General features: G+C 73.6%; 12 protein-coding genes. 8 read left to right on the top strand and 4 right to left on the bottom strand.

Features of this window, described 5'->3' with window-relative positions; all coding sequences use genetic code 11:
- The first annotated feature begins 17 nt into the window (after positions 1 to 17).
- Entirely contained in the window at positions 18 to 2078 is a 2061-nt protein-coding gene (locus ACQ614_RS35670; RefSeq protein WP_431683265.1) for a discoidin domain-containing protein, read from the top strand.
- On the opposite strand, the gene ACQ614_RS35665 is transcribed toward ACQ614_RS35670, so the two are convergent.
- A complete protein-coding gene (locus ACQ614_RS35665; RefSeq protein ID WP_431683264.1) occupies positions 2042 to 2473 on the bottom strand; it encodes a winged helix-turn-helix transcriptional regulator in 432 nt (143 codons plus the stop codon). The genes ACQ614_RS35670 and ACQ614_RS35665 overlap by 37 nt on opposite strands.
- A gap of 90 nt (positions 2474 to 2563) precedes the next feature.
- Between ACQ614_RS35665 and ACQ614_RS35660 the strand changes: the two genes are divergently transcribed.
- Entirely contained in the window at positions 2564 to 3421 is an 858-nt protein-coding gene (locus ACQ614_RS35660; protein ID WP_431684110.1) for an NAD(P)H-binding protein, read from the top strand.
- A gap of 64 nt (positions 3422 to 3485) precedes the next feature.
- Here the strand turns inward: ACQ614_RS35660 and ACQ614_RS35655 are convergent, their stop codons facing one another.
- The 3 genes from ACQ614_RS35655 to ACQ614_RS35645 form a co-directional block, all read right to left on the bottom strand.
- Positions 3486 to 4250, bottom strand: a complete 765-nt coding sequence (locus tag ACQ614_RS35655; RefSeq protein WP_431683263.1) for an LPXTG cell wall anchor domain-containing protein — start codon at positions 4248 to 4250, stop codon at positions 3486 to 3488.
- A 157-nt stretch (positions 4251 to 4407) separates the two neighbouring features.
- On the bottom strand, positions 4408 to 5412 hold the full coding sequence (locus ACQ614_RS35650; RefSeq protein WP_431683262.1) for a YdcF family protein: 1005 nt from the start codon (positions 5410 to 5412) through the stop codon (positions 4408 to 4410).
- Positions 5413 to 5626: 214 nt separating this feature from the next.
- Positions 5627 to 6835, bottom strand: a complete 1209-nt coding sequence (locus tag ACQ614_RS35645) for an FAD-dependent monooxygenase (RefSeq protein ID WP_431683261.1) — start codon at positions 6833 to 6835, stop codon at positions 5627 to 5629.
- 179 nt (positions 6836 to 7014) lie between these two features.
- On the opposite strand from ACQ614_RS35645, the gene ACQ614_RS35640 reads away from it, so the two are divergent.
- The 6 genes from ACQ614_RS35640 (at position 7015) to ACQ614_RS35615 (ending at position 12907) form a co-directional block, all read left to right on the top strand.
- Positions 7015 to 7986, top strand: coding sequence for a TetR/AcrR family transcriptional regulator C-terminal domain-containing protein (locus ACQ614_RS35640; protein WP_431683260.1), 972 nt, complete (start codon positions 7015 to 7017; stop codon positions 7984 to 7986).
- A 400-nt stretch (positions 7987 to 8386) separates the two neighbouring features.
- On the top strand, positions 8387 to 9940 hold the full coding sequence (locus tag ACQ614_RS35635; protein ID WP_431683259.1) for an ATP-binding protein: 1554 nt from the start codon (positions 8387 to 8389) through the stop codon (positions 9938 to 9940).
- On the top strand, positions 9937 to 10344 hold the full coding sequence (locus ACQ614_RS35630) for a roadblock/LC7 domain-containing protein (RefSeq protein WP_363487932.1): 408 nt from the start codon (positions 9937 to 9939) through the stop codon (positions 10342 to 10344). Before ACQ614_RS35635 ends, ACQ614_RS35630 begins: the two co-directional genes overlap by 4 nt.
- A gap of 76 nt (positions 10345 to 10420) precedes the next feature.
- The gene (locus ACQ614_RS35625) at positions 10421 to 10780 is read left to right on the top strand and encodes a DUF742 domain-containing protein (RefSeq protein WP_431683258.1); all 360 of its coding nucleotides are present in this window, start codon (positions 10421 to 10423) and stop codon (positions 10778 to 10780) included.
- Positions 10761 to 11378, top strand: coding sequence for a GTP-binding protein (locus ACQ614_RS35620; RefSeq protein WP_363487936.1), 618 nt, complete (start codon positions 10761 to 10763; stop codon positions 11376 to 11378). Before ACQ614_RS35625 ends, ACQ614_RS35620 begins: the two co-directional genes overlap by 20 nt.
- A gap of 83 nt (positions 11379 to 11461) precedes the next feature.
- Complete coding sequence (locus ACQ614_RS35615) at positions 11462 to 12907, top strand: cytochrome P450 (RefSeq protein WP_431683257.1); 1446 nt, start codon at positions 11462 to 11464, stop codon at positions 12905 to 12907.
- Positions 12908 to 13059 lie beyond the last annotated feature (152 nt).

Genomic DNA, 13059 nt, shown 5'->3' with positions numbered 1-13059 from the left:
CGAGCAGAGGTGTGATCATGACCAGGAACACCAGCGGCAGACGCGTCGCCATCTCCCTGTGGTCCGTACTCCTCGCCCTGGCCGCCACCGTGCTCGGTGTCGTGCCGGGCCCCACGGCCCGGGCCGCGGACAGCTGGTGGGAGCCGTCCGCCCGGCCGGCGCCCGACTCGCAGATCAATGTCACGGGCGCGCCGTTCAGCGGCACGGATGCGAACGGCAAGGTCCGCGGGTTCGTGGACGCGCACAACCACCTGATGTCCAACGAGGGCTTCGGCGGGCGCATCATCTGCGGTGCGACCTTCTCCGAGAAGGGGGCCGCCGATGCGCTCAAGGACTGTCCGGAGCACTACCCCGACGGCGCGCTGGCGCTGTTCGAGAACGTCACCGGCGGCGCCGACGGCCACCACGACCCGGTCGGCTGGCCCACCTTCCGCGACTGGCCGGCCCACGACTCGCTGAGCCACCAGCAGAACTACTACGCCTGGGTCGAGCGGGCCTGGCGCGGCGGCCAGCGCGTCCTGGTGAACGACCTCGTCACCAACGGCCTGCTGTGCTCGATCTACCCGTTCAAGGACCGCAGTTGTGACGAGATGACGTCCATCAGGCTGCAGGCGCAGCGAACGTACGAGCTGCAGGACTACGTCGACCGGATGTACGGCGGCGCCGGCAAGGGCTGGTTCCGGATCGTCACCGATGCGGCCCAGGCGCGGAACGTGGTGGCGCAGGGCAAGCTGGCCGTCGTCCTGGGCGTGGAGACCTCGGAGCCGTTCGGCTGCAAGCAGATCCTCGACATCGCGCAGTGCAACGAGGGCGACATCGACCGGGGGCTGGACGAGCTGTACAAGATCGGTGTGCGCAGCATGTTCCTGTGCCACAAGTTCGACAACGCGCTGTGCGGGGTGCGGTTCGACGAGGGCACCATCGGTGTGGCGGTGAACGCGGGCCAGTTCCTGTCGACGGGGACGTTCTGGAAGACCGAGAAGTGCGCGGGCCCGCAGCACGACAACCCGATCGGGCTGCCCACCGCGCAGGCGGCGTCGCTGCTGCCCGAGGGCGTGCGCATCCCGTCGTACGCCTCGGACGCCCAGTGCAACACCCGTGGTCTGACCCGGCTCGGCGAGTACGCCGTCCGCGGCATGATGAAGCGCCACATGATGCTGGAAATGGACCACATGAGCGTCAAGGCGGCGGACCGGTCGTTCGAGCTCCTGGAGTCCGAGGGGTACCCGGGTGTGATCTCCAGCCACAGCTGGATGGACCAGCAGTGGACGGAGCGGCTGTACCGGCTCGGCGGGTTCGCCGCCCAGTACGCGCACTCGGCCGAGGGGTTCGTCGGCGAGGCGCGGCGCACCCGGGCGCTGCGTGACGCGTTCCACGTCGGCTACGGCTACGGCACCGACATGAACGGCGTCGGCGGCTGGCCTGCCCCGGTCGGCGAGAGTGCGCCCAATGCGGTGCGGTACCCGTTCCGGAGCGCCGACGGGCAGTCGGTGATCGACCGCCAGGTCACCGGCGAGCGGACGTGGGACCTCAACAAGGACGGCCTGGCGCACAACGGCCTCGTCCCGGACTGGATCGAGCAGATGCGGCTCAGCGGCGGCCAGGACGTGGTGGACGACCTGATGAAGGGCGCCGAGTCCTACCTGGGCACCTGGCGGGCCACCGAGCGGCACACCGCGGGGACGAACCTGGCCGCGGGCCGGTCCGCCGGCGCCAGCTCCTCGGAGTGGGCGCTGTTCACCAGCTACCGTCCGGACCGGGCCGTCGACGGGGACCGCGGCACCCGCTGGGCCAGCGGGTGGAGCGACGACCAGTGGTTCCAGGTGGACCTCGGTTCGGTGCGCACGGTCGACCGGGTGACGCTCGACTGGGAGCGGGCCTACGCGAGGGAGTACCGGATCGAGGTGTCGTCCGACGGCAGCAGCTGGCGGACGGTGTGGTCCACGGCCGCCGGCAACGGCGGGCTGGACACCGCGCTGTTCGACCCGGCCGCCGCCCGCTGGGTGCGGGTGCACGGGGTCAAGCGCGGCACCGGCTGGGGCTACTCGCTGTACGAGGTCGGCGTCTTCGGCCCCTGAGGCCGGCGGCTGTCGTAGGCGCGACGGGCCGCGTCGACGGCCGGCAGGGCGCGCTCCACCCAGTGACCGAGGCCGCCGACGAGTTCGGCGGCCTCCTCGCCGAGCGGGGTGAGGCTGTAGTCGACCCGCGGCGGGATGACCGGGTGCGCCTCGCGGTGCACGAAGCCGTCCCGCTCCAGGGTCTGCAGGGTCTGCGCGAGCATCTTCTCGCTCACCCCGGCCACCGCTCGGCGGAGCTCGCTGAAGCGGTGGCCGCGCTCGCGCAGGGCGATCAGCACCAGGACGCCCCAGCGGCTGGTGACGTGCTCCAGGATGCCGCGGGAGGGGCACATCCGGTCGGTCACGTTGCCGGTGAGGGCTGCGGGGGCGGCGTCGGCCTGGACACTTACCTTCATGTAAGTACCGTACTTCAAGGTGGGTACTTCCGAATAGTTAGCGCCACGCCTACGGTGATGGTTGAAGTCGAAACCATCCCGAGGGAGCGCATCATGATCGTCGTCACCGGAGCCACCGGACAGCTCGGCCGCCTGGTCGTGGAAGGGCTGCTGGAGCGGGTGCCCGCACAGGAGCTGGCCGTGGCCGTCCGTTCGCCGGAGAAGGCCGCGGCCTGGGCAGCCCACGGCGTCGAGGTCCGCGAGGCGGACTACAGCCGCCCGGAGACCCTCGCGGGCGCCTTCCGGGCCGGCGAGACCGTGCTGCTGGTCTCCGGCAGCGAGGTCGGCTCGCGGATCGCGCAGCACACCGCCGTCGTCGATGCCGCCGCCGCGGCCGGCGTGGCCCGCCTGGTCTACACGGGCGTGCTGGGCGGCGACGAGGCGACCTTCGACCTGGCCGCCGAACACAAGGCCACCGAGGCCGCGATCCTCGCCTCCGGCCTGCCCTACACCTTCCTGCGCAACGGCTGGTACACCGAGAACTACACGGCCGGCGCGGCCCGCGCCGTGGAGCGCGGCACGGTGCTCGGCAGCAGCGGCGAGGGCCGGATCGCAACGGCCGCCCGCGCCGACTACGCGGCCGCCGCAGTCGCCGTCCTCACCGGCGCCGGCCACGAGAACCGCGCCTACGAGCTCAGCGGCGACACCGCCTGGAACCTCGGCGAGTACGCGGCCGAGCTCGCCGCGCAGTCCGGCCGCCCGGTGGCGTACCAGCACGTCGCACCGGCGCAGCACCTGGACGCCCTGGTCGGTGCCGGGCTGCCCGCGGGCTTCGCGGCCGTGCTGGTCGACGTCGACGCGGCGATCCTCCGCGGCGAGCTGGACCGCGACCGCGGCGTGCTGTCCACCCTCATCGGCCGCCCCACCACCCCGCTCGCCGACTCGGTCAAGGCCGCCCTCGGCGCCTGAGCGGACCCCGGGGGTGCGGGGCGCTGCGCGAGCAGTTCCCCGCACCCCTGAATCGGCCGCGGTGTCAGTGCCGGGGGGACTTGCGGCGCATCACCAGCACGCCGCCCGCGGCGACGAGGCCCAGGCCGGCGAGCACGGGGAGGACCACGTTCGCGCCGGTGGACGCGAGGCTGCCGGGGCCCGACCCGGTCGGCGACGCCGAGGACGGTCCGACGGAGGCCGACGACGAGCCGGTCGAGGGAGCGCTCGGGGATCCGCTCGACGGGCTCGCGGAGGTGGACGTCGACTGCGAGCCCGAGGGGCTCGGCGAGCCCGACGTGGACTGCGACCCCGACGGGCTGGGCGAGGCCGAGGTGGACGGCTTCGGCGAGGTGCTCGAGGAGGCCGAGGTGCTGGGCGCCGGGCTCGACGGAGTGGTGGTGGCCGGGCAGGTGTGCGAGAGGTTGAACCACTTCACCTCGCCGCCCTTGACCTGCGCCACCGCCGAAGTCAGCTTCGCGCCGGGCGCGGACGCCACGTAGGCGTGCTTGTCCGAGGGCGGTCCGAACGCGGTCACGACCACCGGCGCCCCGTTGTCGAAGGCGACCGTCAGCTTGACGAAGTCCGTGCTGCTGCCGGGGAGCACGAAGTGCCAGCCGTCCTTGGACGCGCTGATCCCGGCGCAGGTCTTCTCGTGCTCGCCGAAACCGGCGGCGGTGACGGGGAGGGTCTGGTGGACGGACACGGTGTAGGTGTCCGAGCCGACGGCGAGGGCCGGCGCGCCGGTCGCCAGGGCCGTCAGGCCCGCTGCCACGGCGGCGGCAGCACGGAGGGTGGTGGTTCTTGGCATGGCTTCCGTTCGATGCGCGTGGAATGAAATGAGCCAAAGGTGGTTCAGGGTTCCGTGGCATCTGGCGGAGGGTCAAGAGGCAGGACGAACCAATCGGGCACAAACGACGGAAACGGCCCGTACCGGGTGGAGTCGACCCGGCCCCGGGAACGGGCCGTCAGGGCCGCCAACCGGCGGTGCTGCCGAGGAGGACGAGCAGCAGGACGGCGCCGGCGTTGGTGCGCGGGTAGGCGAGCAGCAGCGCGCCGAACTCGCGGAGCACGGCGCCCGGCCAGTACCAGCCGGCCGTCGGTGCGCCCACGACCCGGCCCGGCACGCCCGCGTGCCGGGCCGCGAGGGCGGTCCGCAGCACATGGAAGTTGCTGGTGACGACGGTGCAGCGGTACTCCGGCCGCTGCTCGCGCATCAGCAGGTTGCTGAACCGAAGGTTCTCCTCGGTGTTGCGGGAGCGGTCCTCGCGCAGCACCGCATCGGCCGGGTGGCCCTGCTCCGCGGCGTACCGGGCCATCGCCTCGGCCTCGGAGAGCTGCTCGTCGCCGCCCTTGCCGCCGGAGACCACGAGGACGGGCGGCGGTCCGTGCTCGGCCTGCGCCGTGCACAGCGCCAGCGCGAGGTCGAGCCGGGCGGCGAGCAGCGGCGACACCCGGTCCCCCTCGTCCAGCCCGGCGCCCAGGGCGAGCACGAAGTCCACGTCCCGGGGCGGAGGGAGCCGGCCGTACAGGGCGGAGTACCCGAGGAAGCACAGCAGCAGGAAGGCCAGGTAGCCGGCGACCAGCAGGGCGGCCGCGGCGGCGGCGTGCAGCGGCTTCGAGTCGATCCGGGCGGCCGTCCACAGCAGGCCGGTCAGGGCGAGGCCGGCGAGGCCCGCCAGCAGCGGGAGCAGGTTCACCGGGCGGCCGCCCTCCCGGCGGAGCATCACCAGCCCGTTGCCGACCAGGAGGACGGCGACCGCCATGACGGCGAGAACGGCTGCGGCCGGCAGCGCGTCGGCGGCCGCGCGCGCCGCACCCGGCGGGAGCCGGTCGAGTTCGCCCAGCAGGCCCGCCGCGACGGCGGCCACGGCGAGGCCGAGCAGGACGGCGTTGCCGAGCCGGCGCAGGTCGCGTGCCGCACCGATGACGAACAGGGCCAGCAGAACGGCGGCGAGCAGGAAGGCGACCATGCGGCGATGGTAGGCGGCCCGGGGTGCGTCCCGAGAGCGCCTGCGAGGGGCGCGTGGGGTACCTCCCGGCCGAAGGCCGGGGGAGAACTGCGCAGTCCGGGTGCGGGTGTCGCGACGGAACGGGCCGGCCCATGGCCCGAACGGCGACCGCATCCGGACTGCGCAGTTCCCCCGCGCCCCCGAGTGAGCACCCACACGCTTTTGAGCACGCGCCCTACCGCGCTGCGGCGGGACCGTAGTCGGGCAGTTCGATGTCGCCGGCCTTGGAGAACTGGGCGGCGAGCAGCTGCCGCATCGGCCAGCGGTTCATGGAACGCATCGAGAGCTCCCGCAGGCGGATGCCGAGCGCGCTGTTCGGCGCGAAGCCGCCCGCGCCGCCGGGCGGCAGCTCCTGGGCCTTCGTCACGTACGGGCGCATCACCCGGTCGTAGTTCCGGAAGGCGGCCTGCAGGTCGCCGCCCGACCGGGCCGCCTCGCCGGCCAGCACGTAGGCGCCGACCAGGGCGAGGCTGGTGCCGAGGCCGGTGAGCGGCGAGGGGCTGTAGCCCGCGTCGCCGAGCAGGGCGACCCGGCCGCGGGACCAGCCGTCCAGGTGGACCTGGCCGAGCGAGTCCAGGTGGAAGTCGGTCGAGTCCCGCATCGCCTCCAGCAGCCGCGGCACCTCCCAGCCGACGCCGGCGAACCGGCGCGCGACCACCTCCTTCAGCGCGGCGGTGTCCCGGCGGTCGAGGGCGAGCGGCCCCGACCGGAAGGCGAATCCCGCCTTGATCTCGCGCGGCCCGCGACCGGGGCGGGCCGAGGCGACCAGCCCGCCCGGGGCGTTGTGCATCAGGTACCAGCCGTCGAGTGCGGGGCCGTCCTCGGCGGTGAACCAGGCGAGGTAGAGGTCGAGCGGCCGGACGCACTCCGGCTCCGGCCCGAACGCCAGGGAGCGGACGACGGAGTGCAGGCCGTCGGCGCCGATCACGGCGGCGAAGCGCCGTGTGCCGGCCCGTTCGAAGTCGACGGTGACGCCGTCGCCGTCCTGCGCCAGGGCGGTGACCGTGTCGTCGAAGAGGTACTCGGTGTGCGGTGCGGTGGCCTCGTGCAGCAGCCCGGCGAGGTCGCCGCGGAGGATCTCGATCTCGGAGACGATCCCCTCCCCGCCGAAGGTGTCGGCGGGGAGCCGGGAGGTGATCCGTCCGCCGGAGTCGACGGTGGCGATGCCCTTCTGGTCGAGGCTCAGCTCGCGGGCGCGCTCCATCAGCCCCATGCGGCTGATCACGGTACGCCCGGCGCCGCGCAGGTCGACGGTCTGGCCGCCGGGGCGGGGCGCGGGCGCGCGTTCGACGACGGTGACGGTGAAGCCCGCCGCGTGCAGCCAGTGGGCGAGTGCCGGGCCGGCGATGCCGCCGCCCGAGATCAGGATGTCGGTGTTCCCCATGGCCGCGACTGTACGCCGTACGCATTGACCGATGCAAGCGCTAAAGTGCGTCTCCAGCAGGGGATTTGACGACAGTGCACTAGTGCTCCAGGGATAGTGCACCGCCGCCCGGGGCCGCCGCCGCGGGAAATCGCTAGGCTGGCGGGCGCAGCAGGTGCACTAGTGCGGGAGGGAAGACGGTGGACGGAACGGACGGTGCGCGCTACCTCCGGATCGCGGCCGAGCTGCGGGGCCGGATCGAGTCGGGCGAGCTCGCCCCGGGCGACCGGGTGCCGTCCACCCGGGAGATCACCCGGCAGTGGGGGGTGGCGATGGCGACCGCCACCAAGGTCCTCACCGAACTCCGCACCGCGGGCCTCGTCCGCGCCGTGCCGGGCGTGGGCACGGTGGTGGCCGACCCCCGCGCCGGGGCCCGCCCGTCCACCCCCGCACCCGCCCCCGTCCCGAGCAGCGGGCGCAGCGGCGCACCCGCCCGCAGGAGCCCGCGCGATACCGCCCTGACCCGGGAGCGGATCGTGGCCGCCGCCGTGTCGGTCGCGGACGCCGAGGGCCTGGCCGCCGTCTCGATGCGCCGCGTCGCGTCGGACCTCGGCGTTGCCGCCATGTCGCTGTACCGGCACGTCGCCGACAAGGACGACCTGGTGCTGCGGATGATGGAGGACGTATTCGGCCGCTGGACCTTCCCCGAGCAGCCGCCCGAGGACTGGCGGGAACGCCTCGCCCTCGCCGGCCGGATGCTCTGGGAGGCCTTCCGCAGCCACCCCTGGCTGGCGCCGGCGCTCTCCATGACCAGGCCGCAGATCGTCCCCACCGCCCTGCCGTTCACCGAGTGGGTGCTCACCGCCCTCCAGGACCGCGGCCTGGACCGGTGGACGGTGTTCACCACCCACCTCACGCTGTTCAACTACGTCCGCGGCACCGCGGTCAGCGTGGAGGCGGAGGCCGAGGCAGAGGCACTGAGCGGCCTCGACGCCGAGGAGTGGATGACCACCCAGGAGCCGGCCCTGCGCGCCCTGTTGGCCACCGGCCGGCATCCCCTACTGGCCCGGTACCTCACCGACGGCTACGACTTCGACCTCGACCGCCTCTTCGAGTTCGGCCTGCAGCGCATCCTGGACGGCATCGCCGCACTCATGGCCGACGCTCCGTAAGAGTCCAGCGCCGTACCACACTTCCTCGCCGCCGCGTGCAAATCACCGTAGAAAACGCCCACTTGAGCGAATCCGGGGGCCGGGCGGCTGCATGACATGCCCTGAGCGACAAGCCTGGTGCCGGCGGCGGGTCGGGGAGACTCTCCGACAGGCGTGCGAATACCCGGCATGTCCCGCAAGATCGCACTAAATCGCTTGTAAGGCAGTGTTTTTGAGCTTGCGTCAGGTATGTCCTGAAACCGGCTATGCTACTTCCGCCCGGCCCGCCGGACCGCTCGCCGTACCAGGTCACGAGGACCGGTGCGGGCACCGGTCGGCCCGCCCGGACGCAGCCGCACGCCGCCGGAGCCGGCCGCCGCCCCGTCCGTCTCCGCACTCTTTCGACCGCTTGAGGATGCTGATGCTTCGTGCTGGATCGTCACCCGGAAGCCGGGGTTCTGCTCCCGTTCTCGTGTGGCTGCTGCCCACGTTCGTGACGGCGGCCGCCGCCGCGTTCGCCGTGTCGGCGGTCCCCGCCGGTGCCCGCGCGGGGGTCGTCTTGTGCGGGCTGGCGAGCACCGCGGCGGTGGCCGTGGTGGCCGCCGAAGCGGCCCGCAGGGGGCGCGCGATGACCGCTCTGCGCGCGCGGTGCGCCCGACAGGAGCACGAACTGCAGCGCCGGCTCGCCCAGCAGGAGGCCGAGACGGCCGAACTGGCAACCGTCGCCCTGCCCAGGGCGGTGGCCCGGCTCCAGCGCGGCGAGTTCCCCGAGGACGTGCTGAAGGCGTACGAGGCCCAGTACGGCGGCGACGGCTCCGGATTCCACGCCGCCCGGCAGGCCGTGCTGCGCACCGTGCTCGACGCCGTCGACAACGAGGAGGGCATGCGCGAGTCCGCCCAGCGGGCCTTCGTCAACATCGCCCGCCGCGTCCAGGCGATCGTCCACCGGCAGGCCCAGGACCTGCGGGAGATGGAGGACCGGCACGGCAACGACCCGGCCGTCCTCGACGACCTGCTGCTGCTCGACCACGGCAATGCGCTGATCGGCCGCCTCGCGGACAGCATCGCCGTCCTCGGCGGTGCCCGCCCCGGCCGGCAGTGGGGCAGGGCCGTGCCGCTGTACAGCGTGCTGCGCGGCGGCATCTCGCGCATCCTCGACTACCAGCGGGTCGACCTCCACCCGGTGTCCGAGGTCGCCGTGGTCGGACCGGCCGTCGAACCGCTCATCCACGCGGTCGCCGAGCTGCTGGACAACGCCACCCGCTACTCGCCGCCGCACACCAGAGTGCACCTGACCGCCGCCGAGGTGCAGGCCGGAATAGCGATCGAGATCGAGGACGGCGGCCTCAGCCTGAGCGAGGAGGGCCGGGCCCGCGCCGAGCGGATGCTCAAGGACGCGCAGGCCGGCATCGACCTCAACGACCTCGGCGAGACCCCCCGGCTCGGCCTGGCCGTGGTCGGCCGCCTCGCGCAGGCGTACGGGTTCCAGGTCTCGCTGCGCCCCTCCGCCTACGGCGGTGTGCGCGCCGTGCTGATCGTGCCCCAGGAGCTCATCACCACGGCGCCCGCCACCGGCAGGGCGCACGGCATCGGGGCGACGGCCGGTCTGCGGCCGCTCCCGGCCGCCTTCCCGGCGCCGGCGACCGATACGCGGTCGCACGGGCAGACGCCGGCGGCCGCCGCGGGGCCGTCCTTCGGCTCCTTCTCCGTGCCCCCGGCCGGGTCCGGCCCGGCAGTCGACGGGATTCCGGTGGTCGACGGACGGACCCCGAACGGTCTGCCGCAGCGGCGCCGCCACGCAGCACCCTCCCGGCCGGTCCTCCCGGAGGTCTCCAAGGTCCCCGAACCGGCCCCGGCGCCCGTCCAGCCCGGAATGTGGCTGGCGGCGTTCCACGAGGGCGTGAACGGGCACGCGCCGTCCACCGGAGCGGCCGGCCACACCAGTGACGAGCAGGCAGGGAAAGGCGAGCAGTGATTCAGCAGCGCACCAACATGGACTGGATGCTCAAGGACCTGGCGGACGGGGTCCCGCACACCCGCCACATCATCGTGCTCTCCGCCGACGGCCTGCGGATGGCCCAGTACGGCACCGACCCCGACACCGCCGACCGCCTCGCCGCCGCCTGCGCCGGGCTGCAGAGCCTGGCCACCGCGGTGGGCCACGAGTTCCCGCACGGCGACGGCCGGATGCGGCTGGTGGTGATCGAGGTGAGCGGCGGCTTCTTCTACCTGATGTCGGCCGGCGCCCGGGCGTACCTCGCGGTGCTCGCCGACGAGGGCGTCGACGCCGGGCTGATGGGCCAGCGGATGCGGGACCTCGTCGCCCGGATCGGCGAACACCTCAGTACCCCGCCACGCAACGGCGGGCAGGTCGCATGAGCGGGCGCAGCACGCGGCCCGCCGCCGGCGGCGGCGTGCCCCGCGGAACGGGTGCCGAGCAGAGCGGGGCGGGCACATGAGTGCGGACGGCCAGGACTGGGACGACGGCAACCCCGAGCGCCTGTACGTGATCACGCGGGGCCGCAGCGGCCTGGCCGAACAGGCCGTCTTCGACCTGGTCACCCTGATCGTCTCCCGCGCGGAGCCGACGCCCGCCATGCAGCCGGAGCACGCCGCGATCCTGCGGATCTGCGGCTCGCCGCTGTCGGTGGCCGAGATCTCCGCGTACCTGCGGCTGCCGACCAGTGCGGTCACCGTGCTGCTGGCCGACCTCCTCGCCGAGGAGCGGATCGAGGCCCGCTCCCCCGTGCCGCAGGCGATCATTCCCGACCGTGCCCTGTTGGAGGCGGTGATCCATGGACTTCAGAGGCTCTGACACGGTGGTGGGGCCGCGGCAGGCGGACCTGCTGCCGGACTCGGCCGCCATGGCGGTCAAGGTGGTGATCGTCGGCGGCTTCGGCGTCGGCAAGACCACCCTGGTCGGGTCGGTGAGCGAGATCCGCCCGCTGACCACCGAGGAGACGATGACGCAGGCCGGCGCCGGCATCGACGACACCGCCGGGGTCGAGCGCAAGACCTCCACCACGGTCGCGATGGACTTCGGCCGGATCAGCCTCAGCGACGAACTGGTGCTGTACGTCTTCGGCACACCCGGCCAGGAGCGGTTCTGGTTCCTGTGGAACGGCCTGTTCGAGGGAGCGCTGGGCGCCGTCGTGCTGGTCGACACCCGCCGCCTCGAGGTCAGCTTCGACGTGATCGGACGGCTGGAGGACCGCCGCGTGCCGTTCGTCGTCGCCGTCAACTCCTTCCCGGAGTCCCCGGGTTACCCGCTCGACGAGCTGCGGTCCGCCCTGGACCTGCCCGCCGAGGTGCCGATCGTGGCGTGCGACGCCAGGTCCCGCGAGTCCAGCCGGGACGTCCTGCTGGCCCTGGTGCGCTACCTGTACGACCTCTCGGCCCGGCCCGTGCACTGAGGCCGCCGCCCACCCCGGCGGCGTCCCGGGACAGGGACGCCGCCCTCTCCCCCTGCCCGCCCCGCGAGGACCCCGGAGCCATCGTGACCAGTCCGTTCCCCGACGACACCGCCCCGACCCCGCCGCCCGGCTGCCCCGCCCACGCGTTCGGCGCCGGCAGCCCCAGACGGCTCTACGGGCCCGAGGCCGAGGCCGACCCGGCCGGCCTGTACGAGAAGCTGCGCGCCGAGCACGGCGAGGTGGCGCCGGTGCTGCTGCACGGCGACGTCCCGGCGTGGCTGGTGCTCGGCCACTCCGCGAACCTCGCCGCCATGCGCACCCCGTCCCGGTTCTCCCGGGACTCCCGCCGCTGGTCGGCGTTCCAGAACGGCCTGGTGACACCGGAGTCCCCGCTGATGCCGGTGGTCGCGTGGCAGCCGCTGTGCGTGTTCGCGGACGGCGAGGAGCACCGGCGCCTGCGCGGCGCGGTCACCGACGGCCTGAACCGCTTCGACCGCCGCGGCATCCGCCGCTACGTCACCCGCTTCGCCGACCAGCTGATCGAGGGGTTCGGCCCGGCCGGCCGGGCCGACCTGGTGGCCCAGTTCGCCGAGCACCTGCCGATGCTGGTGATGACCCAACTGGTCGGCATGCCCGAGGAGTACGGCCCGCGGCTGGTCGAGGCCGCCCGCGACCTCATGAAGGGCACCGAGACGGCCGTCGCCAGCAACGAGTACGTCGTGGAGACGCTGCGCCGGATGATGGAGCGCAAGCGGGTGGCTCCCGGCCCCGACCTGGTGACGTGGCTGATGGAGCACGAGGCCGGGCTCACCGACGACGAGGTCCTGGAGCACCTGCGGGTGGTGCTGCTCGCAGCGAACGAGACGACCGTCAACCTGATCGCGGACACCCTGAAGATGGTCCTCACCGACCGGCGGTTCCGCGCCCACCTGTCCGGCGGCCAGATGACCCTGCCGGACGCCCTCGACCAGGTGCTCTGGGACTCCCCGCCGATGCTGCTCGTCGCAGGCCGGTGGGCGACCGGCGACACCGAGCTCGGCGGGCAGCGGATCAAGGGCGGCGACATGCTGCTGCTCGGCCTGGCGGCCGGCAACGTCGACCCGGCCGTCCGCCCCGACCTGGCGAAGCCGCTCTTCGGCAACCGCTCCCACCTCGCCTTCGGCAGCGGCCCGCACGAGTGCCCCGGCCAGGACATCGGCCGGGCCATCGCGGAGACCGGCATCGACATCCTGCTGACCCGCCTGCCGGACCTCGGGCTCGCCGTCCCCGAGGCCGAACTGGCCTGGACCTCCGCCTGGATCTCCCGCCACCTGGTCGAACTCCCGGTGCAGTTCTCGCCGAGGACGGCCAAGGGGCAGGCCGAGGCCGAGGCCACCACCGCGGCCGCGACCCCCTCGACGGCTGCGCCGGTACCGCCCGCACAGCCGTCCGCGGCGCCGCCGGCTCCGGAACCCGCCGCCCCGACCGCGGCCGTTCCCCGCCAACGGCGCAGCTGGTGGACCGTCCTGACCGGCCGCTTCCGGCGCTGACGGGCCGTCCGGGGGCGCGCTCGGCGAGTGCGTCCCTGGACGGTGTGCCCCGGCGGCCCTGGGCATCAGGTCCGGTCGGCCCTCCCGTCTCCCCGTCGGCCGCCGGAGGATGGAGGCAACGGACCCCGGCCTCCCGCTGCGAAGGCCCGCAG

Origin of the sequence: Kitasatospora dryopteridis, assembly GCF_050749075.1 — a bacterium.
Lineage (GTDB): Bacteria > Actinomycetota > Actinomycetes > Streptomycetales > Streptomycetaceae > Kitasatospora.
Note: the sequence above shows the minus strand (reverse complement) of the source record. Positions and strands in the feature narration are given on the sequence as shown.

Bases quoted from the DNA above. Each gene is read 5' to 3' on its own strand.
- ACQ614_RS35655 (WP_431683263.1), bottom strand. From the start codon at position 4,250: ATGCCAAGAACCACCACCCTCCGTGCTGCCGCCGCCGTGGCAGCGGGC.
- ACQ614_RS35665 (WP_431683264.1), bottom strand. From the start codon at position 2,473: ATGAAGGTAAGTGTCCAGGCCGACGCCGCCCCCGCAGCCCTCACCGGC.
- ACQ614_RS35625 (WP_431683258.1), top strand. From the start codon at position 10,421: ATGAGTGCGGACGGCCAGGACTGGGACGACGGCAACCCCGAGCGCCTG.
- ACQ614_RS35650 (WP_431683262.1), bottom strand. From the start codon at position 5,412: ATGGTCGCCTTCCTGCTCGCCGCCGTTCTGCTGGCCCTGTTCGTCATC.
- ACQ614_RS35645 (WP_431683261.1), bottom strand. From the start codon at position 6,835: ATGGGGAACACCGACATCCTGATCTCGGGCGGCGGCATCGCCGGCCCG.
- ACQ614_RS35620 (WP_363487936.1), top strand. From the start codon at position 10,761: ATGGACTTCAGAGGCTCTGACACGGTGGTGGGGCCGCGGCAGGCGGAC.
- ACQ614_RS35635 (WP_431683259.1), top strand. From the start codon at position 8,387: ATGCTTCGTGCTGGATCGTCACCCGGAAGCCGGGGTTCTGCTCCCGTT.
- ACQ614_RS35670 (WP_431683265.1), top strand. From the start codon at position 18: ATGACCAGGAACACCAGCGGCAGACGCGTCGCCATCTCCCTGTGGTCC.